17 protein-coding genes, 1 tRNA gene and 1 pseudogene are annotated in these 20,652 nt (G+C 74.5%); 10 read left to right on the top strand and 9 right to left on the bottom strand.

The window, feature by feature from the left end:
• The first annotated feature begins 23 nt into the window (after positions 1-23).
• Together ACFZAU_RS20610 and ACFZAU_RS20605 are read left to right on the top strand one after the other, a co-directional pair.
• Positions 24-2,969, top strand: coding sequence for a multifunctional oxoglutarate decarboxylase/oxoglutarate dehydrogenase thiamine pyrophosphate-binding subunit/dihydrolipoyllysine-residue succinyltransferase subunit (locus tag ACFZAU_RS20610; RefSeq protein ID WP_500553359.1), 2,946 nt, complete (start codon positions 24-26; stop codon positions 2,967-2,969).
• Positions 2,970-3,065: 96 nt separating this feature from the next.
• Positions 3,066-3,140, top strand: a tRNA-Trp gene (locus ACFZAU_RS20605).
• A 632-nt stretch (positions 3,141-3,772) separates the two neighbouring features.
• Here ACFZAU_RS20605 and ACFZAU_RS20600 read toward each other — a convergent pair.
• The gene (locus ACFZAU_RS20600) at positions 3,773-4,789 is read right to left on the bottom strand and encodes a GlxA family transcriptional regulator (protein ID WP_499600400.1); all 1,017 of its coding nucleotides are present in this window, start codon (positions 4,787-4,789) and stop codon (positions 3,773-3,775) included.
• Between the two features lie 186 nt (positions 4,790-4,975).
• Complete coding sequence (locus tag ACFZAU_RS20595) at positions 4,976-5,617, bottom strand: TetR/AcrR family transcriptional regulator (RefSeq protein ID WP_500553358.1); 642 nt, start codon at positions 5,615-5,617, stop codon at positions 4,976-4,978.
• 148 nt (positions 5,618-5,765) lie between these two features.
• On the opposite strand from ACFZAU_RS20595, the gene ACFZAU_RS20590 reads away from it, so the two are divergent.
• Positions 5,766-6,299 (top strand): DUF6884 domain-containing protein, encoded by a 534-nt coding sequence (locus tag ACFZAU_RS20590; RefSeq protein ID WP_500553357.1) that lies wholly within the window; start codon positions 5,766-5,768, stop codon positions 6,297-6,299.
• Positions 6,300-6,348: 49 nt separating this feature from the next.
• On the opposite strand, the gene ACFZAU_RS20585 is transcribed toward ACFZAU_RS20590, so the two are convergent.
• The gene (locus ACFZAU_RS20585; protein ID WP_500553356.1) at positions 6,349-6,768 is read right to left on the bottom strand and encodes a cupin domain-containing protein; all 420 of its coding nucleotides are present in this window, start codon (positions 6,766-6,768) and stop codon (positions 6,349-6,351) included.
• A 166-nt stretch (positions 6,769-6,934) separates the two neighbouring features.
• Between ACFZAU_RS20585 and ACFZAU_RS20580 the strand changes: the two genes are divergently transcribed.
• Entirely contained in the window at positions 6,935-7,678 is a 744-nt protein-coding gene (locus ACFZAU_RS20580; RefSeq protein WP_500553355.1) for an acetate uptake transporter, read from the top strand.
• 31 nt (positions 7,679-7,709) lie between these two features.
• On the opposite strand, the gene ACFZAU_RS20575 is transcribed toward ACFZAU_RS20580, so the two are convergent.
• Positions 7,710-8,663 carry an oxidoreductase gene (locus tag ACFZAU_RS20575; RefSeq protein WP_500553354.1) on the bottom strand — a complete coding sequence of 318 codons (954 nt, stop codon included), beginning with the start codon at positions 8,661-8,663 and terminating at the stop codon, positions 7,710-7,712.
• Between the two features lie 153 nt (positions 8,664-8,816).
• Here ACFZAU_RS20575 and ACFZAU_RS20570 point away from each other — a divergent pair, with 153 nt between their 5' ends.
• Entirely contained in the window at positions 8,817-9,197 is a 381-nt protein-coding gene (locus ACFZAU_RS20570; RefSeq protein WP_499600404.1) for a MerR family transcriptional regulator, read from the top strand.
• A gap of 233 nt (positions 9,198-9,430) precedes the next feature.
• Here ACFZAU_RS20570 and ACFZAU_RS20565 read toward each other — a convergent pair whose 3' ends face one another.
• From ACFZAU_RS20565 to ACFZAU_RS20555, 3 genes are all read right to left on the bottom strand, one after another.
• Positions 9,431-9,634: a cold-shock protein gene (locus ACFZAU_RS20565; protein WP_319133361.1), complete on the bottom strand. Its 204-nt coding sequence runs from the start codon at positions 9,632-9,634 to the stop codon at positions 9,431-9,433.
• Between the two features lie 305 nt (positions 9,635-9,939).
• Positions 9,940-10,860 carry a LysR family transcriptional regulator gene (locus ACFZAU_RS20560; RefSeq protein WP_500553353.1) on the bottom strand — a complete coding sequence of 307 codons (921 nt, stop codon included), beginning with the start codon at positions 10,858-10,860 and terminating at the stop codon, positions 9,940-9,942.
• Positions 10,861-11,249: 389 nt separating this feature from the next.
• The gene (locus tag ACFZAU_RS20555; RefSeq protein ID WP_500553352.1) at positions 11,250-13,781 is read right to left on the bottom strand and encodes a SpoIIE family protein phosphatase; all 2,532 of its coding nucleotides are present in this window, start codon (positions 13,779-13,781) and stop codon (positions 11,250-11,252) included.
• A 238-nt stretch (positions 13,782-14,019) separates the two neighbouring features.
• Between ACFZAU_RS20555 and ACFZAU_RS20550 the strand changes: the two genes are divergently transcribed.
• From ACFZAU_RS20550 to ACFZAU_RS20535, 4 genes and pseudogenes are all read left to right on the top strand, one after another.
• Entirely contained in the window at positions 14,020-14,202 is a 183-nt protein-coding gene (locus ACFZAU_RS20550) for an aldo/keto reductase (protein WP_500553351.1), read from the top strand.
• Positions 14,203-14,257: 55 nt separating this feature from the next.
• Positions 14,258-15,037 carry an aldo/keto reductase gene (locus ACFZAU_RS20545; RefSeq protein WP_500553350.1) on the top strand — a complete coding sequence of 260 codons (780 nt, stop codon included), beginning with the start codon at positions 14,258-14,260 and terminating at the stop codon, positions 15,035-15,037.
• Positions 15,038-15,060: 23 nt separating this feature from the next.
• Positions 15,061-16,827, top strand: a pseudogene (locus tag ACFZAU_RS20540) (GMC family oxidoreductase); the annotation flags it as partial.
• Positions 16,828-16,916: 89 nt separating this feature from the next.
• Entirely contained in the window at positions 16,917-17,846 is a 930-nt protein-coding gene (locus ACFZAU_RS20535) for an SDR family NAD(P)-dependent oxidoreductase (RefSeq protein ID WP_500553349.1), read from the top strand.
• Positions 17,847-17,887: 41 nt separating this feature from the next.
• On the opposite strand, the gene ACFZAU_RS20530 is transcribed toward ACFZAU_RS20535, so the two are convergent.
• Entirely contained in the window at positions 17,888-18,484 is a 597-nt protein-coding gene (locus ACFZAU_RS20530) for a TetR/AcrR family transcriptional regulator (protein ID WP_500553348.1), read from the bottom strand.
• Positions 18,485-18,861: 377 nt separating this feature from the next.
• Between ACFZAU_RS20530 and ACFZAU_RS20525 the strand changes: the two genes are divergently transcribed.
• Complete coding sequence (locus tag ACFZAU_RS20525; RefSeq protein WP_500553347.1) at positions 18,862-19,404, top strand: GNAT family N-acetyltransferase; 543 nt, start codon at positions 18,862-18,864, stop codon at positions 19,402-19,404.
• Here ACFZAU_RS20525 and ACFZAU_RS20520 read toward each other — a convergent pair.
• Positions 19,401-20,468, bottom strand: coding sequence for a LacI family DNA-binding transcriptional regulator (locus tag ACFZAU_RS20520; RefSeq protein WP_500553346.1), 1,068 nt, complete (start codon positions 20,466-20,468; stop codon positions 19,401-19,403). The genes ACFZAU_RS20525 and ACFZAU_RS20520 overlap by 4 nt on opposite strands.
• Between the last annotated feature and the right edge of the window lie 184 nt (positions 20,469-20,652).

Raw genomic sequence — 20,652 nt, 5'->3', positions numbered from 1 at the left:
CCCGCACCGGCCTACCGTCGAACATGCCACACGGTCAGCGGTGCGCTGCCTCCTCCGGCACGCGGAGGGGACGCTCCCCCGCCGGGAGCGAGGCGCCGGAAGACGAGGTCCTCGGGCCGTGCCGGCCCGGGGACCACGCCCGCCATCGCTGTCCCGAACGAGGAAAGAAGGCGATCCACCCAGTGGCGTCGACATCAAGCGCCGAAGAGCCCGCACTGCGCGGTCCGGAGTTCGGCCTCAACGAATGGCTCGTGGACGAGCAGTACGAGCGCTACCTCAACGACCCCGGATCGGTCGACGCGAGCTGGCGGGACTTCTTCGTCTCCCCCGGCTCCCCGGCCGCGACGGCGGACCGGCGGGAGCGCGCCGGCACCGCGGCCCCCGGCGACGACGCACGGGACGCGGCGGTCAAGGCCGTCCGCGTGGCCGCCCTCATCCACGCCCACCGGGTGCGCGGGCACTTGGTGGCCGAAACCGACCCGCTCGCCGCCGGACCGGCGCCCGGGCACCCGGAACTGGACCTCGCGGCCTTCGGGCTGGGCGACGGGGACCTGGAGTCGGAGTTCGTCGTCGACGGCTTCGCCGGACGGACCACGATGCGCCTGCGCGAGGTGCTGGACGTCCTGCGCACCGCCTACTGCGGGACGGTGGGCAGCGAGTACATGCACATCCAGGACTTCGGGGAACGCCGCTGGGTCCAGGAACGGGTCGAGGCGCCCCCGCCGCGGCTGGACCGGGCGGGCCAGTTGCAGGTCCTCTACCGGCTGGGCGCGGCGGAGGCGTTCGAGACCTTCCTGCAGACCAAGTACGTCGGCCAGAAGCGGTACTCGCTCGAGGGCGGCGAGTCGGCGGTCGTGTTGCTCGACGCCCTGCTGCTGCGCTGCATCCGCGACGGGGTGGGGGAGGCGGTCATCGGGATGGCGCACCGGGGCCGGCTCAACGTGCTGGCCAACATCGTCGGCAAGTCGTACCGGGACGTCTTCCACGAGTTCGAAGACGCCGCGGACATCCTGTCCGCCCAGGGCTCCGGCGACGTGAAGTACCACCTAGGTGCGGAGGGGACCTACCGCGCCCTGGACGGCCGATCGATCCCCGTCTCCGTCGTGGCGAACCCCTCGCACCTGGAGATCGTCGGGCCGGTGGCCGAGGGCGTCGTGCGTGCCAAGCAGGACCTGGCCGGCGGGGACCGGGCGGACGGTGACGGGGAGCCGGGCGAAGGAGCCTTCCCCGTCCTGCCGGTCGTCGTCCACGGCGACGCCGCGTTCGCCGGGCAGGGGGTCGTCGCCGAGACGCTGAACATGTCGCAACTGCCGGGCTACCGCACCGGCGGCACGGTGCACGTCGTCATCAACAACCAGCTCGGCTTCACCACCGCGCCCGCCAGCGGCCGTTCCGGCACCTACGCCACCGCCGTGGCGCGGACGGTCGAGGCCCCGGTGTTCCACGTCAACGCGGACGACCCCGAGGCGGTCGTCCGGATCGCGCGCCTGGCCTTCGACTACCGCCAGGCGTTCCACAAGGACGTCGTGATCGACCTGATCTGCTACCGCCGCCACGGGCACAGCGAGGTCGACGACCCGTCCATCACCCAGCCGGCCATGTACGACCGCATCGACGCCCGGCCCTCCGTGCGCAAGCTGTACGCGCAGTCGCTGGTGGAGCGCGGGGATGTCGACGAGTTGCAGGTGGCGGCGGCCCTGCGGGACTACCGGGAGCGGCTGGAGCGGGCGTTCGCCGAGACGCGGGCCCTGCCGGCGCCCCGCTCCGGTGCGGCCGCCGGGCCCAGGGGCGTCCCCGGGGAGGACGCCGAGGCTCCCGTGCCGACCGCGATCACCGAGGCGACCGCACGCAGCGTCATCGCCTCCCAGACGGCCCAGCCCCCGGAGTTCACGGTGCACCCGCGCGTGCTGCCTCAGCTCCGCAGGCGCACCACGATGCCGGACGCCGGCACGATCGACTGGGCCACGGCCGAGACGCTGGCGATCGGCTCCCTCCTGTCGGAGGGGGTGCCGGTGCGGCTGTCAGGACAGGACTCCCGGCGCGGCACGTTCGGCCAGCGGCACGCGGTGCTCACCGACCGGCGCACCGGAGCGGAGCACACCCCGCTGAACGCCCTCAGCCCGGGCGCCGCGCGGTTCTCCCCCTACGACTCGATGCTCTCCGAGATGGCCGCCCTGGCCTTCGAGTACGGCTACTCGATGGAGCGGCCCGACGCCCTGGTGCTGTGGGAGGCCCAGTTCGGCGACTTCGCCAACGGCGCGCAGAGCGTCGTCGACGAGTACGTCGCGTCGTCCGAACAGAAGTGGGGCGAGCGCTCCGGGGTCACGCTGCTGCTGCCGCACGGCCTGGAGGGGCAGGGGCCGGACCACTCCTCGGGCCGGATCGAACGGTTCCTCCAGCTGTGCGCGCAGGGGAACATGACCGTCGCCGTCCCCACGCTGCCCGCCAACTACTTCCACCTGCTCAGGCGTCAGGCACTCGGCGAACGGCGGCGTCCGCTGGTCGTGTTCACCCCGAAGTCGATGCTGCGGCTGAAGGAGGCGACCTCCGCGCTGGCGGACTTCACCACGGGCTCCTTCCGTCCCGTCCTGCCGGACGCGGCGGCCGACGGTGCCGGGGTCCGGCGGGTGCTGCTGTGCTCGGGGAAGGTCTTCTACGACCTGGACGCCCACCGGCGGAACACCGGCGTGCGGGACACGGCGATCGTCCGCCTGGAGCGTCCCTATCCGTTCCCGGACGCGGAACTCGGCGCGGAACTCGCCCGGTTCCCCCGTGACGCCGAGGTGCGGTGGGTGCAGGAGGAGGCCGCGAACCAGGGCGCGTGGTCCTTCGTGAGGCCGCACCTCGAGCGGCTGGCCGGGCACCCCGTGAGCTGCGTCAGCCGGCCGCCCGCCTCGGCTCCCGCGGTGGGCTCCGCCCGGCGGCACGCGGCCGAGCAGCGGGAACTCGTGGAGTCGGCGTTCCGCTGACCCCGCGACGGGGCCCGGCGGGCCGGGCTGTGTCGTCACATCGCCGTCCCCGGCTTCCGGCCGGGGACGGCACTGCCTATCCTGTCGCACCGGGGCGGAGCCGTAGCGCAGAGGTAGTCGCGTGCGGTCTCCAGAACCGTGAGGACGCCGGTTCGATTCCAGCCGGTTCCGCCCTCCCGTACCCTCCGCTCCTGCGCTCTCCGCTCCGGGACCGGCCGCCGGGTGTCACGGTCGGGGTCACGGCCCTCACCGGCCAGGAGGTCGAGGCTGTGGCGGTCGCTGCGCAGGCGCCGGTACGTCACGGCGCCGGGTGCGAGCAGGCCGTCAGGGCGTCGCGCCCGGTCATCGAGGCGGCCGCAAGGACCCGCAGTTTCGCGGCCGCGACCGCCGGCAGACGCGTCCGGCGGGCCCCAGGCATGGTGGAGGCAGGGCGCCGGAACGCATCGAAAGCTCCGCGGTGGCCCCTGGCCGCCAGCCGGAGGAGGCGTTCCTCCGCCGGTTCGTGCAGCGCGTCGCTGCGCGATCCCGGGCCGGCCGGACGCCCGGGGTGCCGCCCAGGTCCTGAGGCGGCCGTGGCACCGCACCACACGTCCGTGCAGGCTGGGGAGAAGGCACGCGGGGCGGAAGGGAGGGGCGCTGCGCCCGCCCGAGGACGAACGAGCGCCACCGGGGCCGCGGCCGGGCCCGTCCGGCTCAGCGGCCGGCGGCGGGCGGACCTTCGCCGGCGGGCCAGGACACGCGAACGGTGCCGGCCCCTCCCCCGGCCCCGAAGCAGACCTGCCGGCAGTTAATGTGACGTCCCGTCACCGCGGTCCGGATCCGGCCGCTTCCGCGGTACCCGGGCCGGTCGTCCGGAAGCCGGCCCGGAAGGCGGCCGGGGTCACGCCCAGGTGGCGGACGAAGGCCCGGCGGAGCGACTCGGGTGAGCCGAAGCCGGTGCGCCGCGCCACGACGGCCATGGGGTCGTCCGCGGTCTCCAGCACCGCCTGGGCGGCCTCCAGCCGCACCTGCTCCACGTACCGTCCGGGACTCGTGCCCACCTCGTCGTAGAAGAGCCTGGTGATGTGACGGACGCTGACGCCCGCCCTGCGGGCCATCGCCGACAGCGAGTGGTTGTCGCCGGGGTTCTCCGCGACCGAGTCCAGGACCTCGCGCAGCATCTCCTGGCGCGGCTGCGGCAGCCGCGAGCGGGCGCTGAACTGGGACTGTCCGCCGGGCCGTTGCATGAAGACGACCATGTCCTTGGCGACCGCCCGGGCGACCTCCGCCCCGTAGTGCTCCTCGACGAGGGCCAGGGACAGGTCGATCCCGGCGGTGACGCCGGCGGAGGTCATCATCTTCCCGTCGCGCACGAAGATGGCGTCCGGGTCGACGCTCACGGCCGGGTAGCGCAGGCCCAGTTCACGGGTCTGCCGCCAGTGGGTCGCCGCTCGCCGGCCGTCGAGGAGGCCGGCCGCGGCCAGCAGGAAGGCGCCTGTGCAGACCGACGCCGTGCAGTGGGCCCCGTCGCTCAGTCCGCGTACGACGTCCAGCAGCGCGTCGTCCTTGACCAGGGTCTCCCACTCCGGGCCGCCCGGGACCACCAGGACGTCGCTGGGGTCGCGTACGTCGTCGACGGACAGGTCGGCGCTCAGACGCGTCCCGGCGGCGGTGACCACGTCCGCTCCGTCCTCGGAGACGACCTGCACCCGGTACGGGCCGCCCCAGTCGTTCGCCGAGGCGAAGACCTCGATGGGGCCCGTCACATCGAGCAGGCGCACCCCGGGGAAGACGAACACCCTCACCGTGAGCGGACCCGCTCCGGAGCGCTTGTGCACCATGGGACACCTCCCGGTCATGCGCCGCGCGCACCTCGCCCGCCGCGGCTCGTCGCCTGAGCGGGGGGAACCCGGGGCCGCCCCGGCGGCCCGGCGGTTCCCCGGTTTCCACCTCTCATCGTGCGCCCGCCGCCCTCGTCCCGGCCACGACCTGCTTGCTCCCTGCTGGGAGGCGGAACCTCCCAGTCCTCACTCCCGCACCGCGGGCCCGCGGTCGGTCGCGGCGGCCGCCCCCGAGCCGCGGGCGCCCAGCAGCGCGAGGCAGTCCGGCCACAACGGGCCGAGTCGCGCCGTGTCGCCGTACAAGGTGGCGAACAGGACCCGGCCCTCCACCTGGGCGAGCAGGGACCGGGCCGCCTCTCGCGGGTCCGCGACGCTCACCTCGCCCCGCACCCGCGCCTCGTCGACGACCGACTCGACCATGCCGACCTGGGCTTCGCAGATCTCCCGCAGGCGTTCCCGGACGGCCGCGGTCTGTCCGCCCGCCTCCGCCGCGAAGCCGGCGAACACGCGGACCGGGACCTCTCCGCAGTCCCGTCGCGCGTCGCGCCGCCGGACCCCCGCCGCCTCGAACAGGGCACGCAGGCGTGGCAACGGCTCGACGCCGGGCCCGAGGAGACGCAGCCAGGTGCGCCGTTGCGCGTTCCAGTGCTCGTCCACGACGCTGAGCGCGAGCGCCTCCTTGGAGGCGAAGAAGTAGTGGAAGCTGCCCCTGGGCACTCCGGCCGCCCTGCAGACCTCCGCAAGGCCCAGCGCCGCGTAGCCGCCCTGGTCGAACAACGCGTGGGCTGCGCGCAGAATCCGCTCCCCGGCACCACCGGCATGTTCCATGACGTCGACCATACGACCGGTCGCCTACCTCTTCGGCGGTCACGTCCACATCCGAGGGCCCGATGTCCTCCGATGCCGCGACCGGCCTCGCCCGCACGCGCGTTGCCCCTCACGGACGGGACGACGGAGACGAAGGGACGGACCGCACATGGACCCGGCAGGACCACGCACGACCCCGACGCAGGACACCGACGGCTTCCGGCCGGAACTGGTCGTCATCCCCTGCGGCTCCCGCAAGCTGGACCACCGGGCCAGGGCGGCCGACCTGTACACCGGCAGCTACCACCGGGCGTGCCGGAGGGCCGCCGAGGCGCTGCGCCCCGACCGGCTCCTGATCCTCTCCGCGCGCTACGGCCTGCTCGACCTCGACGACGAGATCGACCCGTACGACACCCCGCACGGGCATGCCGACGCGGTGACCGCCGCGCTCCTGCGCACCCAGGCGGAGGGCCTCCGGATCGCCGACGCCGACCCGGTGCTCGCCCTCGGCGGTGCCCGTCACGTCGCCCTCGCGAAGGCCGTGTGGCCGCACGCCCAGACCCCGTTGGACGGGACGCGCGGCATGGGTGAGCAGTTCGCCCGGCTCGCGGCGATGGCCCGCCTGGCGGGTACGCCGTCCCCCGCCACGGCGAAGGGACGCGACGCGCGACGGGCCGCGGCACGGCGCCGCCTCACCCCCTGACCGGGTCGCCGCGGCCCGCAAGCGGGGTCGCGGGGCCGGGCCGGTCTCCTCAGGCCGCCCTCGGATCGTCCTTCGGGTCGACGTACTCCAGGGAGATCGGGCCGATCGCCGTGACCTGCGTGATGTACTGCCCGGACTTCGCCCAGTGGAAGTGGGGGGTACCGCCCGGCAGCACGATGCCCGCCCCGGGTGGGTACGCCAGCAGCCCGTCCTCGTCGAAGGTTTCTCCGAGCCCGATGTAGAAGACGCCCGAGATGACCGTGTACACCCGGTCCTCTTCGTGCCGGTGCGGCATCAGCCTCTCGCCGGAGGGCAGTTTGACGCGGACCACGTAGGGCGCGGGCTCGGCGGGGTTCCCCACGACGACGGCGAGACGGGCCGCCGGCGGGAACGCCGGGAAGGTCCGCCACTCGACGTCCTGCGGCAGGAACGACCGGAACACCTCCTGGCCCGGCTGGTGGGTGACCATGGTCGGGACCTCCGTCCGCGAGGCTCTGGCTCGGCCCGCCCCGCTTCCCATGGTGCCCGCGGCCCACCCGGGGCTGCCATCCGGCCCCCGGGGGGACACGGCGCCGCCCGCCGTTGGGCCATCGGGACCGAGGCGCCGCGCCACGCGAGCGGGCAAGCGCGTTTCCTTGGCCGCCGGTGCCATCCTGCCGACGTCGCCGGCCGACGTCGCCCACACAGGAGCCCCCATCCCAGGACCCCCCACCCGTGTCGTCGCCGACCCCGCCCCGCTGGGTCTGGCCGCCTTCGGGGTGACGACGTTGATGCTCGGCCTGTTCAACGCCGGGGTCCGGCCGGAGCTGGCCGCCGCGGTCCTTCCGACGGCGTTCCTGTGCGGCGGTGTCGTCCAGCTGGTGGCCGGCGTCTTCGAGCTCAAGCAGGGGGGAACCTTCGGCGGCACGGCGTTCTCCCTCTTCGGGGCGTTCTGGATGTCCTACGCCGTGTACGCCCACGTCATCGAACCCACGCTGCCGCCCGACGACGCGCACATCGCCACGGGGGTGTTCGCGCTCCCCTGGGCGGTCGTGGCGGCCTACCTGACCGTGGCGACCCTGCGGACCACCGGCGTGCTCCTCGCCGTCTTCGTGAGTGCCACGACGACGCTCACCGTGCTGTCCGTCGCCGAGTTCGCCGACTCCGACCCCGCACGGCGGGCCGGCGGGGCCACCGGCCTCGTCAGCGCGGCGCTCGCCCTGTACGGATCCTTCGCCGGCGTGATCAACACGACCTGGGGGCGGCATCTGATCCCGACCTTCCCCGACCCGGGGAAGCGCCTCGCCCGCCTCGGGCGCCGGCGGAACCGCCCCGTGTCCCTCACGTCCTCCACCGGCGAACGGGAGACCTCCCTCGCCGAGGCCCGGCAGGAACGATGACGCGGGACCGTACCGGCGGCCTGCGACCCGGCTAGACCGGCCAGGCCGGCCAGGAGACGCCCGTCAGCTGCTGCGAGCGCTCCCACAGGCGGCGGCCGAGTTCCGGATCGCGGGCCGCTCCCGACAGTCGTACGGGAACGGGGTGCCCGGACCGTCCGCCCCGGCCGTCGGGGCCGATGTAGGAGCCGCCGGGGAGACCGGGCTCGGTCGCCGCGAAGAGCTGGGGCAGCGCTCCCATCTCCGGGCTCTGCGCGAAGAGCCGGCCGGAGACGCGCATGGCGATCCCCGTGAGCCCGGTGCCCTTGCTCTGCATCGGCGTGTTGCTGTAGCCGGGGTGTGCGAGAACGCTGGTGATGGGCACCGCCGACGACTGCTCGCGCCGGGCGAGCTCCGCCCCGAAGACGGCGTTGGCCAGCTTGGACGCCGAATAGCCGGCGAGCGGCGTGTAGGTACGGGACCACGCGACGTCGTCCAGGTCGAGTTCGGCCTTCTCGTGCAGGTACGAGGTCACCGTGACGACCCTCGGCGCGGCCGACCGGCGCAGCGCCGGTTCCAGCAGGGCCGTCAGCGCGAAGTGGCCCAGGTGGTTCGCGGCGAGGTGCCGCTCCGCGCCCTGCGGCGTCACGGAGTGCCCGACCATGGAGATGCCCGCGTTGTTGACGAGGACGTCGACGGACTCCTCCGCACCGATCTCCTCCGCCGCCCGGCGGATCGAGTCCGGGTCCAGCAGATCGAGCCGGCGCACCTCCACGTCGGCGCCGCGGTACGTTCCGCGCAGCGTGGACGCCACCGCCTCTCCCCGTGCCGCGTCACGGACGGCGAGCAGTACCCGGCCGCCGTGCGCGACGAGTTCGCGCGCCGTCACCAGACCGAGGCCGCTGGTGGCCCCCGTCACGACGAAGGTGCGGCCGTCCTGTGCGGCCATCCGGTCGACGGTCCACCCGCGACCCTTTTTGCCCGTGTTCGTTGCTGGAACCGCCGACATCTCCGGATACCGCCTTCTCGTTGACACGTCCCGCCGAAGGCCCGCAGCGCGGGCCCCGGGCCGTGCACGAAGCTAGACCTTGCCATTAATGTGAAGGTCAAGCGGTGACGGCGGGACACGCCGTCCGCAGGGACGCCGGAGAAGGAGAGCGCTGTGAAGATCGGGGAACTGGCCGCGAAGACGGGAGTCGCGACGCGGCTGCTCCGCTACTACGAAGAGGTCGGCATCCTGCACCCGTTCCGGAGCCCGAACGGGTACCGCAGTTACGGCGAACCCGCCGTCGACCGCGTGCTGCAGATCCGCGAACTGCTCGAAGCAGGTCTCACGACCGACATGATCCGCGAGGTCCTGCCCTGCCTCGAGGCCACGAAGGACGAATCGGACATCACGGAGTGCCCGGCGGCGGCGGACCTGGACGGGCTGCGCCGGCAGCTCAGCAGCATCGAACGGCGGATCGACGTGCTGCAGCGCAACCGCGACGCGATCAAGAGGTTCCTGCGGGCCTGGGACGTCGCCCGGCCCGCAGCGGACTGACCCGCGCCGACCGTTGCGTGCGGGCCCGTACGGCGAGCGGGCCGGCACGGGGCACAATGGCGCACGCGGGGCCGGCGGACGACGGAGGGCCCGGGCCGGTCGCGGCCCCCGAGGAGGCGCGCGGCCCCGGCGGGGCCGAGGGCGGCACGCGATCGGCGTACCGCCCTCCGCACGATTGCGCGTGGCTGCCGTCGCCGGGTGCGACGACGGCGGCCACGTCCGTGCCGCGGCGGTCAGCCGCGGACGATGTTCTCCGCCTGGGGGCCCTTCTGCCCCTGCGTCACGTCGAAGGTGACGTGCTCACCCTCCACGAGCTCGCGGTAGCCGTTGCCGGAGATGTTGGAGTAGTGGGCGAACACATCAGGACCACCCCCGTCCTGTGCGATGAAGCCGAAGCCCTTCTCCGAGTTGAACCACTTCACGACGCCAGATGCCACTGTGTTCGTTCCTCACATGCTGCTGATGCGCCGCACCCCGTGGTGCGCCGCCGGACCCCGTTGCTGGGCCCTGGCCTTACTTACCGGATGAGCCGCCCCTCGCGCCACCGATTACGCGCGTGTCCAGCATCTCTCCGGCGCGAGCTCCGCTGCCCGGGGGCCCGGTCGGGTGGCCGGAACGGCCTCGCGGGGCGCCGTTCGCGGCATTCGTCCGGACGTATCCGAAAGCCGCCGACGTCGGCCCTGTTCGTGCCCGCGTGCGCGTCACGAGGTCCCGGTGGAGTCCGGCCGGCGGCCGGCCCTCGTCATCCGGACATGTCTGCGAGGGCCGCGGCGCGCAGGGCGGCGGCGAGGCGGGCGACGGGTTCGGCCGGCGGCCGGGGAAGCCGAGCCAGGACGAGGCGCCGGTGCTCCTGCGGGCCGCCGCGCACGGGCAGGACGCGTACTCCGGGCGGCGCGGCCGGGGCCAGCGCGGACGGTACGGTCGTCAGCCCGCACCCGCCGGCCACGAGGTGGAGTTTCGCCAGCCAGTCACGGGCGGTGTGGACGATCTCGGGCCGTTCGTCCAGACCCGGCCACACGCCCAGAAGCCGGTCCGAGCCGGACGACGAACCGGCGATCCACTGCTGCCCCCGCAGGTCCTCGACGTCGACGAAATCGCCCCGGGCCAGGGGGTGTCCGGTCGGCACGGCGACGCAGAGGGCACGCTCCGAGAGCGTCCGCAGCACCAGTGGGGGCGACTCGTCGTCGGGTGCGCGGAAGGGCGGGGCCGAGGACATCAGAGCCAGGTCGATGCTGCCGGCCCGCAGGGCGCGCGCCAGCGCCGCCGTCCCGCCCTCGCGGCTGATGACGCGCACACCGGGCGCCTCGCGCCGCAGGGCGGCGAGGGCCTGCGGGACCACCGTCGTACCGGTGGTGGGCACCCAGCCCAGGCGCACGGTGCCGCCCTGCGGGGGCAGGCCGGAGAGGTCGCGTGCGGCCGCGTCGATCTCGTCGAGCACGACGGTCGCACGGCGCATGACGAGCCGCCCGGCCTCGGTCAACCGCACGCCGTCGGGCCGTCGTTCCAGCAGTTCCGCGCCCGCGGTGCGTTCGATCGAGGCGATCTGCCGGGAGACCGCCGACTGCGTGTACCCCAGCGCGGCCGCCGCCGCGGTGAACGTCCCCTGCTCGGCCACCGCCCGCAAGACGCGCAGGGAGGTCAGCGACACATCGGTGAAGTCCATGATGTCCACGGATACCACGTGTGCGGGACGTGCCGGCCCGGGGCGGGTCGCCGGGCCCGGAGCGGCGTCCACCGGCGGTCGGTCATGCCGTCCCGGCGTACCGCTCCCCCGCGCCGGCTTCCTCGCCGGCGGCGCGCACGGCGGCGAGCGGTGGGCCACATCACGGAGGGTGCGCGCCTCGCGGAGGGCGTCGCCTCACGGAGGGCGTCGCCGCGGACGGCGTCCGGGTTGGCGTCACCTGGCGCCGGCGGGCAACGTCACGCCTGGCCGGCAACCGGCCGGGCGCGACCCTTCTCGTCGTCGGCGATCCGGTTCCCGTGGAAGCCGAAGGGCACGCGTCGGGGCGGGTGCGGCCTGCCACCGGCGCGGCGGTGCCGGATCCGCGCCGCTCATCGTGCCGCCTTCCCGTCCGTGCCGTCCCGCCCCGGGCCGGCGGGCCCGAGGGGTTGTTCGGACCAGACCGTCTTCCCGCCCTTCCCGTAGCGGGCGCCCCACCGCTCGGCGAGCTGGGCGATCATGAACAGGCCGCGGCCGCCCTCGTCGGTCGTCCGGGCGTGCCGCATGTGCGGGGAGGTGCTGCTGCCGTCGAAGACCTCGCAGATGAGCGTGCGGTCGCGGATGAGCCGGAGCGTGACGGGGTCCGAGCCGTAGCGGATGGCGTTGGTGACCAGCTCGCTGACGACCAGCTCGGTGATGAAGCTGTGCTCCTCCAGCCCCCAGGCGGCCAGTTGCCGGACCGCCTCGGACCGGGCGGACGCGACGGCCGCGGGGTCGTGGGGGATGTCCCAGGACGCGACGCGCCCCTCCCCCAGGGCGCCCGTCCGGGCCAGGAGCAACGCGACGTCGTCCGCGGGCGTGCCGTCGGCCAGGCCCGCGACGGCGGCCTCGCACAGTTCCTCCAGAGGGGTCCAGGGCGCCGCGAGGGCGTCGACCAGGTGACGGAGCCCGCGGTCCGTGTCGAGCGAGCGGCTGTGGATCAGGCCGTCGGTGTAGAGCGCGAGGACGCTGCCCTCCGGCAGCGGGACGCAGAGCGCCTCGAAGGGCAGGCCACCGAGCCCCAGGGGCGGGCCGCTGGGAAGGTCGAGGAGCCTGGCGTCGCCGTCCGGGGTGACGAGCACGGGCGCCGGGTGCCCGGCGCGCGCGAGCGTGCAGTGCCGGGAGACCGGGTCGTAGACGGCGTAGAGGCAGCTCGCCCCCAGGACGCCGGACGGATCGGCGGCCCCCACGGCGATCCGGCTGACGACGTCGTCCAGGTGGGCGAGCACCTCGTCGGGGGCGAGGTCGATGTCGGCGAGGGTCTGCACGGCGGCACGCAGGCGTCCCATGGTGGCGGCGGCGTGGATGCCGTGTCCGACGACGTCGCCGACGACGAGGGCGACCCGGGCCACGGACAGCGGCAGGACGTCGAACCAGTCGCCGCCGACGCCGGCCTCCGTGTCGGCGGGCAGGTAGCGGTAGGCCGCCTCGACGGCGTTCTGCGCCGGCAGGTCCACCGGGAGCAGGCTGCACTGCAGGGTCAGTGCAGCGGCGTGCTCGTGGGTGTAGCGGCGGGCGTTGTCGATGCAGACCGCGGCGTGCGCGGTGAGTTCCTCGGCGATGTCCAGGTCCCCGGGCCGGAAGGGACCGGAGTCCCGGGAGCGCGCGAAGGTGGCCGCTCCCAGCGTGGTGCCGCGTGAGCGGATGGGCACGGTCATCCGGGAGTGGACGCCGAGGCGGCGCTCGTGGGCGCCGCGCACCGGGTCGTCGGCGTCGCGCCGGGGGTCGCCCGGGGCCACACGCGAGACGAGCGACGGAAGGCCGCTGGACATCGCACGCGTGGTGGGCGATCGCGGGGGGTACGGGCAGGGCCCGCCCCGCGGGACGGGCGGCGGGACGTCGCCGCGGGTGGAGCGGTAGCCGGCCGAGCGCAGGCTCGCCGCGGCGGCGGCGTCGGCCGGTCCCGGCGGCGGCTCCTCACCGCGGAGCACCGCGGCGAGGAGGTCGACGGTGACGTGGTCGGCGAGCCCGGGGACGGCCGCGTCCGCCAACTCCTGCGCGGCGGCGGCGACGTCGAGCGTGTTGCCCATGCGCTTGCGGGCCTCGTTCAGCAGCGTGAGCTTCTGCTGGGCGCGGTGGTGGTCGGTGGTGGACAGGACGATGTAGCACACGCCGAGCGCCCGCCCGTCCTCGGCCTCCAGCCGGAAGCACGAGGTGGAGTAGGCCACTTGGTCCGGATCCGCCAGGACGCGTCCGAAGTGCTTGCGGCCCGAGGAGGCGATCCCGGTCTCCAGGACCCGGCAGATCTCGGCCTGGGTGCGCGCCAGGTCCAGTCCTGGCAGGACCTCGGCCGGGCGGCGGCCGAGGAACCGCTCCCGGGGAACGCCGCACATCTCCCGCATGGCGTCGTTCACCCAGGTGAAGCGCAGTTCGGTGTCGAGTACGGCCATGCCCACCGGCGCGGTGGAGGTGATCCCCTCCAGCAGGGAGCGGCTGGCGCGGGCCCACCAGGTGCGGGCGGTGTCGGCCGCGAGGATCACGCGCACGGCCGGCCCGCCCGGGGCGGGGAGGGGCAGGATCTCGACCTCCAGGTCGAGGCGGCGGCCGTCCCCGCGGCGTACGACCTGCCGGCCCTGCCATCCGCGCTCCGATCCGAGCCGGCCGGCGAGACCGGGGGCCCCGGCCTCGGGGGCCCCGGCCTCGGGCGCTCCGGTCTCGACGGCTCCGGTTTCGACGGCTCCACCCTCGGACGCTCCTGTGCCCGAGGCCGGGAGGACGTCCGCCAGGGGCCTGCCCACCGCCTCGCGGGCCGGGCAGCCGAGGAGGGCCGCCGCCCCGTCGTCCCATCCGCGGACGACCGCGGCGTCGTCGACCACGATCACGGCCGTCGCCGGACCCAGGGGGGTACCCGCCGCCGTGGAGGGACCTCTCGTGGGAGCACCCATGCCGGCCATCCCTTGCAGCTGTGTCCCGGGTCGGACGCACCGCTCCCATCCGGATACCGAGCTCTTTCCACCCTAACCGGGGCAGGTCGCCCCGACCGCTGCCCCCACCGGCCCCGTCGCCCGGCCACGGCCGCCGCCACCTGCGCGCTTGCTTGTCCTCGGGTGAGGACTTACCTTTGTCCGCATCTGAGGACATCCCGTCCCCGCTGCTCACAGCGGCAGAAAGGCCGGCTTCGCCATGCCCATCCCCGTCCGCCACCTCGGTCCCGACGAACTCGCCGTCGGCGCCGTGGGTTACGGCGCCATGAGCTTCGCAAACCCCTACGGGCAGTCCGGCTACGACCCCGAGCGGTCCGCCCGGGAGATCGTCGACCGCGCGCTGGACGCCGGGGTCACCCTCTTCGACACCGCCGAGGGCTAACGGCGACAGCGAGGAGATCCTCGGCCGCGCGACGGCCGGGCGCCGCGACCGGCTCGTGCTCGCCACCAAGTTCGGCATCGTCTCGGGTCCCTTCGGCGGGTCCGAGGCCCGGATGGACGGCAGCCGCGGCTACATCCGCAAGGCCGTCGAGCGCTCCCTGAAGCGACTGGGCACCGACCGCATCGACCTCTACTACCAGCACCGCGTCGACCCCCGGACACCGATCGAGGAGACGGTCGGTGCGATGGCCGAACTCGTCGCGGAGGGCAAGGTCCTCCACGTGGGCCTCTCCGAGGCCGCGCCGGACACCCTGCGCCGTGCCGCCGCAGTGCACCCGATCACGGCGCTGCAGACCGAATGGTCGCTGTGGGAGCGCGGGATCGAGTCCGAGATCCTTCCGGTGTGCCGGGAACTCGGCATCAGCGTCGTCCCGTACAGCCCGCTGGGACGCGGCGCGCTCACCGGCACCATCACCTCGCGCGAGGAGCTGCCGGAGAACGACCACCGCCGCGCCCTGCCCTGGTACTCGGAGGCGAACTTCGACCGCAACATGCGGACGGTGCGGGCCGTAGGCGACATCGCCGAGCAGCACGAGGCGACCCCCGGGCAGGTGGCCCTCGCCTGGCTGCTGGCCAAGGCCCCGGACGTCACCCCCATCCCGGGCACCCGCCGGGCGGCCTTCCTGGCCGAGAACGCCGCGGCGGCCGAACTCGTCCTGACCCCGGAGCAGCTCGCCGCCCTCGACGCCCTCACCGTCACGGGCGACCGGGAGCAGGCCTCGGCGATGGCCGCGACCAACTGGTTCGACGGCGTCACGCCGCCCCTGCCGGCCTGACCGTCCGGCCGCGGGGGCCGGGTGTGCGCCGCGTCCTCCCGCGGCCGACCGGGATCCCGGGAACGGCCGGGCCTCATGAGGCGCACGCACAGGGGCGGTGCGCGTTCCTCATTGGACGCGTCAACCACGGGAATTTACCGTGGTCACGAGGGCCCCCGTCCGGGCCGAGGGGGCTTCTTCCCCCTGCGAAGGAGTACGTCCATGGCCGACAGCGCCACCGCCGGGGACCCGCGTGCCGCGGACGAGGTGTTCGACCACGTGATCGTGGGAGGAGGCGCCGCCGGAAGCGTGCTCGCGGCACGCCTAAGCGAGGAACCGCCGGTGCGCGTGCTGCTGCTGGAGGCCGGGCCGGCGGACACCGACGCGCGCATCGCGCCGCCGCACGGCGTGTTCCAGGGGCTGCTGCGCGGGGAACTCGACTGGAGCTACGACACCGTGCCGCAGCCCGGGCTCGGCGGCCGCGGTGTCCCCCTCTCGGCGGGGCGCGTCCTGGGCGGCGGCGGTTCGATCAACTACCAGGCCTGGTACCGGGGTCACCGCTCGGACTACGACGGCTGGGCCGGGCAGGGGATGAAGGGCTGGAGCTACGAGGAGGTCCTGCCCGCCTTCCGCCGCAGCGAGGACCACGAACTGGGGGCTTCGCGCCTGCACGGCGTCGGGGGCCCGATCCCGGTCACCACGCCGAAGGACGTCAGCCCGCTGTCGCCGGCGTTCGTCGCCGCCGGCGTCGAGTACGGCCTGCCGCTCAACCGGGACTTCAACGGTGCCGAACTCGACGGCGTCGGGCCGCTGTACAGCAACGTCCGGGACGGCGAACGGTACAGCTCGGCGCGCGGCCACCTGCGTCCCGCCATGGGCCGCCCCAACCTGACCGTCCGCACGGGCGCGCTCGCGCACCGCGTGCTGCTCGACGGCACGCGCGCGACCGGCGTCGAGTACACCGACGCCACGGCAAGCACCGTGCCCGCGGCCGCTCCGTGATCCTGTCGGCGGGGGCAGTGCGCTCCCCGCAGTTGCTGATGCTGTCGGGCATCGGCCCGGCCGCCCACCTGACCGCGTGGGACATCCCCGTGGTGCAGGACCTGCCGGGCGTGGGAGCCGGCCTCCAGGACCATCCCTCGGCCCTGGTCGGCTGGCCCGTGGTGCGCGGCTCCACGTGGCTCGACGCCCACAGCGAGGAGAACCGGGCCCTGTACGCCGCACGTCGCCGGGGACCGCTGGCCTCCATCGGCCAGGCCGGCGCCTTCCTGCGCTGCGGCGGCGGCGCCGAGGCCCCGGACATCGAGCTCACCCCGATGCTGATCGACCTGCTCGGCAACAGCGCGCCCGGGTTCTCCTGCCTGGTCACGCTGCTGGCCCCGGAGAGCCGCGGCACCGTGCGGCTCGCCTCCACCGACCCCGCGGCGGCGCCGCTCATCGACCCGCGGTACTACGCCGCGGCCGCGGAGCGGGAACTGATCGTGGCGGGGCTGCGCAGCACCCTGGAGCTGTGCGACAGCCCTGTCATGCGCGCCCTCATCGGCCCCGCCTCGTACCCCACCGCCAGGGACGACGCCTCCCTGCTGCGGTCCGCCCGTGAGTCCACGGTCTCCATCAACCACCCCGCGGGCACCTGCCGGGCCGGCGACGACGAGCAGTCGGTCGTCGACCCCGGGCTGCGGGTGCACGGCATCACGGGGCTGCGCGTCGTCGACGCCTCCGTGATGCCCGCCATCCCGCACGGCAACACGTACGCGCCGTCCGTGATGGTGGGGGAACACGCGGCCGAGCTCATCCGCCGAGCAGCCTGAACCCCGCACACCCCGACCGCTGAACCCCGCACACCCCGACCGCCGCGAGCGGCACCCCTGACGCCCCTTCACGAAAGAAGAGTCCACCCATGCCCGCCATCACCACCCCCTTCGGCTTCTCGAGCACGGCCGCGGACGTCGTACGCGGCGTCGACCTCACCGGCCGCCGCGCGCTCGTGACCGGTGCGTCGTCCGGCCTCGGCGCGGAAACGGCCCGGGCGCTGGCCTCGGCCGGTGCGGAGGTCGTCCTCGCGGTCCGCGACACGGCCGCGGGCGAGCACGTCGCCCGGCGCATCGCCGAGGGCACCGGGAACCGCGGCCTGAGCGTGACCCGCCTCGACCTCGCCGACCCGGCGTCCGTCGCCGCCCTCACCTCGGCGTGGCGTGGCCCGCTGGACATCCTGGTCAACAACGCGGGCGTCATGGCGAGCCCCGAGCGCCACACCGAGCACGGCTGGGAGTGGCAGTTCGCCACCAACCACCTGGGGCACTTCGCCCTGACGACCGGTCTGCACGAGGCGCTCGCCGCCGCCGGGGACGCCCGGGTCGTGGCGGTCAGTTCCAGCGGCCACCAGTTGTCCCCCGTCGTCTGGGACGACGTGCACTTCGCCTTCCGCCGCTACGACCCGTGGCTCGCGTACGGACAGTCCAAGACCGCCAACGTCCTGTTCGCGGTGGAGGCCACCCGCCGCTGGGCCGACGACGGCATCACCGCGAACGCCGTGATGCCCGGCGCCATCCGCACCAAGCTGCAGCGGCACATCGCGGACGCCGGCAGCAGGGTTCCCGCCGAGCTCATGAAGACCGTCGAGCAGGGCGCCGCCACGTCGGGCCTCGTCGCGGTGTCGCCGTCGCTGAAGGGTGTCGGCGGCCGCTACTTCGCCGACTGCGGCGAGGCCGCGGTCCTCGACCGCCGGGGCGCCCCGCTGCAGGGCGTCGCCCGCTACGCCGTCGACCCCGACAACGCGCGGCGCCTGTGGACCCTCTCGCAGCGGATGATCGCGAACGCCGGCCGTTGAGGCCCCGCCGCCGGCGGGGCCCGCTGCGTACGGGTATCCGGCTACCCCCGGTCCGCGGACGCCCCGGGTGCGACGGCGACGGCGTCGAGGGCCCGGTGGAGCAGCGGGATCAGCTCCTCGGCCTCCGGCTGGTTGAGCTGGGTGTTGCCCAGGACCAGGCGCGTGAGCAGGACGCCGGAACAGATCGCGACCAGGAGCGCCGCGCGGCCCGCGGTCCGTTCGCCGGGCAGCGCGTCGGCGAGCAACTGCTGGTAGTTCCGCTCGATGCCGTCCCTCATGATCTCCACCGCCCGCGGGTTCGTCGCGGACCGCAGCGTCAGCAGCAGCCCTTCCAGGGCGGACTCGTCGGATTCGAGCAGGAGCGCGCGGGCCGCGTCCGCGTTCAGCTCGGGCGTCATCATCAGCGTCTTCTGGTAGGCCAGGGCGACGACTTCCGAGAACAGCTGCTCCTTGGAGCCGAAGTAGCGGCCGATCAGCCGGGGGTCCACACCCACGGCCCCGGCGATCTCCCGTACCCCCGCGCCGTCGTAGCCGTGCTCGACGAACAGCCGCCGGGCGGACTGGAGGATCGCCGCCTTCGTGGCGGCGGCGTCCCTGCGTCGCGTGGTGGCCGGCCGGGCGCCGTCGTCGTGCTGCATGCGCACCAGGATACGGAGTGCGCGGGTGGCCGCCGCGCCCGTGCGTCCACCCGTCGCGGGCGGCCGGCGGCGTCAGCGGCTCGGACGCGGCCGTGCGCTCACGGGCTCCCCTTCGCGCCGCTGTCACAAAACCGTGGGCCGTCCGGTCTCCCCGTATGCAGGTCGTCCCGGGGCCGGAAGTCCGTGCCGGTACCCGGGCGGCCCGCACCCCGGCAAGGGGGCCCTCGGTTTCGCGTCCCCGCGAGCACGGTGGCCCTCGTCAGAGCCGCCGGACGCCTGCCCCACGGCGGCGGGGCGGGCGCTCGGTCCTGGTCCCCCCGTTCCGGTGACCGCAAATCGGTTTGCCGCCGGGCGTCCGGGCCGGATAGGAAGCTCGCATGCTACGAGGCAGCAAGGTCGGGCTGAGGGCCCGGCACGAGGAAGACATCCCGATCCTGCGGACCGAGCTCTACGAGGACGTGGCGGGCGCCTCCCGGGCCGAGGCCGGGCCGTGGCGGCCGGTCACCCCCGGCTCCAAGGATCCACGGCTCGTGGTGGACGACGAGGAGCACCGGCGCGTCCCGTTCTCCGTGGTGGAACTGGAGGGCGGCACGCTGGTCGGCACCGCGGCGCTCTGGGGCATCGACACCCACAACCGGTCCGCGCACGTCGGGCTGGGGCTGTTGCCGTCCTCGCGCGGCAAGGGCTACGGCACCGACGTCGTCGCGGTGCTGTGCGACTACGGGTTCGTCGTGCGCGGCCTGCACCGGCTGCAGATCGAGACGCTGTCGGACAACCTCCCGATGCTGCGCTCCGCCGAGCGCAACGGCTTTGTGCGCGAGGGCACGCTGCGCTCCTCCGCCTGGGTGATGGGCGAGTTCCTGGACGAGGTGCTGCTGGGCCTCCTCGCCCGGGACTGGAAGCAGGGCTCAGGGGCCTAGGTTCCGCCGGGCCGTCGGGCGCGGGCGACTGGGCGCGGGCAGCCGGTCGTCGGTCCGGACACGGGCAGCGAGGACGCCGGCAGCACGAGCTCCGGGGCGAGTCGCAGTTGGGGGCGGGCGCGAGGGTCCGCCGCGGGTGCCTCCCGGTGGCTCCCGGCCATCTGTGTGAAGAGCAGGTCGACCGCCGCCTCGCCCATCTCCCGGTACGGGACGCGGACGGCCGTGACGGGCGCCCCGGCCAGCGGCGCCAGTGCGGTGGCGTCGTAGCCGACGACCGGGACGTCCAGGGCGTCCGGGGCTCCCTGCCAGGCGGCGAGGGCCCGGGCGGCGCCGACCGCCAGGCCGCCGTTGGTGCACAGGAGACCGTCCGGGCGCTCCTGCGGGGGCCGTCGGGCGATGGCCTCGGCACAGGCGATCCCCGCGGTCAGGGGCGCACCGGCCGCGCGGATGACCTCCAGGGCGACACCCGGTGCGGCACCCAGGGCGGCCACGGCACCGCGCAGTTGGCCCTGGGACTGCCAGGCGTCGAGATCGTCCGAGACGAAACCGAGGCGCCTGCGCCCCTGACCGATGAGGTGCCGCACGGCGAGGCGGCCCGCGAGGGCGTGGTCCGCGGAGACGGACGGCTGGGCGGGCGATGTCGCCGGCCGTGCGATGACCACGCTGGGAATGCCGTGGGCGCGGATCCTGGCGAGTTCGGGTTCGACGTCTGCGACGGGGGCGATGACGATACCGGCCACGCGTTGCTGTTCGAACAGCCGGAGATAGGACCGCTCGCGCTCCTCGGAACCCGCGGTCGCGATGAGGAGGTGCATGTTCTCCTGCGCGATCCGCTGCTCGACGGCGCGCATCGTCTCGGACGCCCCCGCGCCGACGGGGTCGGCGGTGAGGTATCCGATCACGGGGTTCGTACCCGTGCGCAGCATGCGGGCCGCGTTGTTGGGGACAAATCCGAGGGCTTCCACCGCGCGGTGGACCCGCTCGAGGGTCGCGGTCGTCAACTTGCCCGGGTGGTGGAAGTAGTTGGAGACCGTGGAGGCGGACACGCCTGCCGGGGCGGCCACATCACGGATGGTCGTCTGGCTCAGCCGGTCCTCCCGGGTCTTCGGGACGGCGGTCCGCCGTCGTCGGGGCGTGGTGGGCGGGGGGACGTCCGGGGCCGCGGCCGGAACCGCACGGGGGTCGCCGCCCTCGTGCGGTTCCGGCCGTACGCTGTCCGGCCGCGCGCTGTCCGGCCGTCGGCAGTCG

Origin of the sequence: Streptomyces sp. NPDC008238 (genome assembly GCF_042956445.1) — a bacterium.
GTDB lineage: Bacteria > Actinomycetota > Actinomycetes > Streptomycetales > Streptomycetaceae > Actinacidiphila.
This window is presented reverse-complemented; position numbering and strand designations above follow the sequence as displayed.

Coding starts and splice junctions, on each gene's coding strand:
- ACFZAU_RS20560 (WP_500553353.1), bottom strand. CDS start 10,860: ATGGACTTCACCGATGTGTCGCTGACCTCCCTGCGCGTCTTGCGGGCG.
- ACFZAU_RS20595 (WP_500553358.1), bottom strand. CDS start 5,617: ATGGAACATGCCGGTGGTGCCGGGGAGCGGATTCTGCGCGCAGCCCAC.
- ACFZAU_RS20550 (WP_500553351.1), top strand. CDS start 14,020: ATGCCCATCCCCGTCCGCCACCTCGGTCCCGACGAACTCGCCGTCGGC.
- ACFZAU_RS20525 (WP_500553347.1), top strand. CDS start 18,862: ATGCTACGAGGCAGCAAGGTCGGGCTGAGGGCCCGGCACGAGGAAGAC.
- ACFZAU_RS20600 (WP_499600400.1), bottom strand. CDS start 4,789: ATGGTGCACAAGCGCTCCGGAGCGGGTCCGCTCACGGTGAGGGTGTTC.
- ACFZAU_RS20610 (WP_500553359.1), top strand. CDS start 24: ATGCCACACGGTCAGCGGTGCGCTGCCTCCTCCGGCACGCGGAGGGGA.
- ACFZAU_RS20590 (WP_500553357.1), top strand. CDS start 5,766: ATGGACCCGGCAGGACCACGCACGACCCCGACGCAGGACACCGACGGC.
- ACFZAU_RS20575 (WP_500553354.1), bottom strand. CDS start 8,663: ATGTCGGCGGTTCCAGCAACGAACACGGGCAAAAAGGGTCGCGGGTGG.
- ACFZAU_RS20555 (WP_500553352.1), bottom strand. CDS start 13,781: ATGGGTGCTCCCACGAGAGGTCCCTCCACGGCGGCGGGTACCCCCCTG.
- ACFZAU_RS20585 (WP_500553356.1), bottom strand. CDS start 6,768: ATGGTCACCCACCAGCCGGGCCAGGAGGTGTTCCGGTCGTTCCTGCCG.
- ACFZAU_RS20530 (WP_500553348.1), bottom strand. CDS start 18,484: ATGCAGCACGACGACGGCGCCCGGCCGGCCACCACGCGACGCAGGGAC.
- ACFZAU_RS20535 (WP_500553349.1), top strand. CDS start 16,917: ATGCCCGCCATCACCACCCCCTTCGGCTTCTCGAGCACGGCCGCGGAC.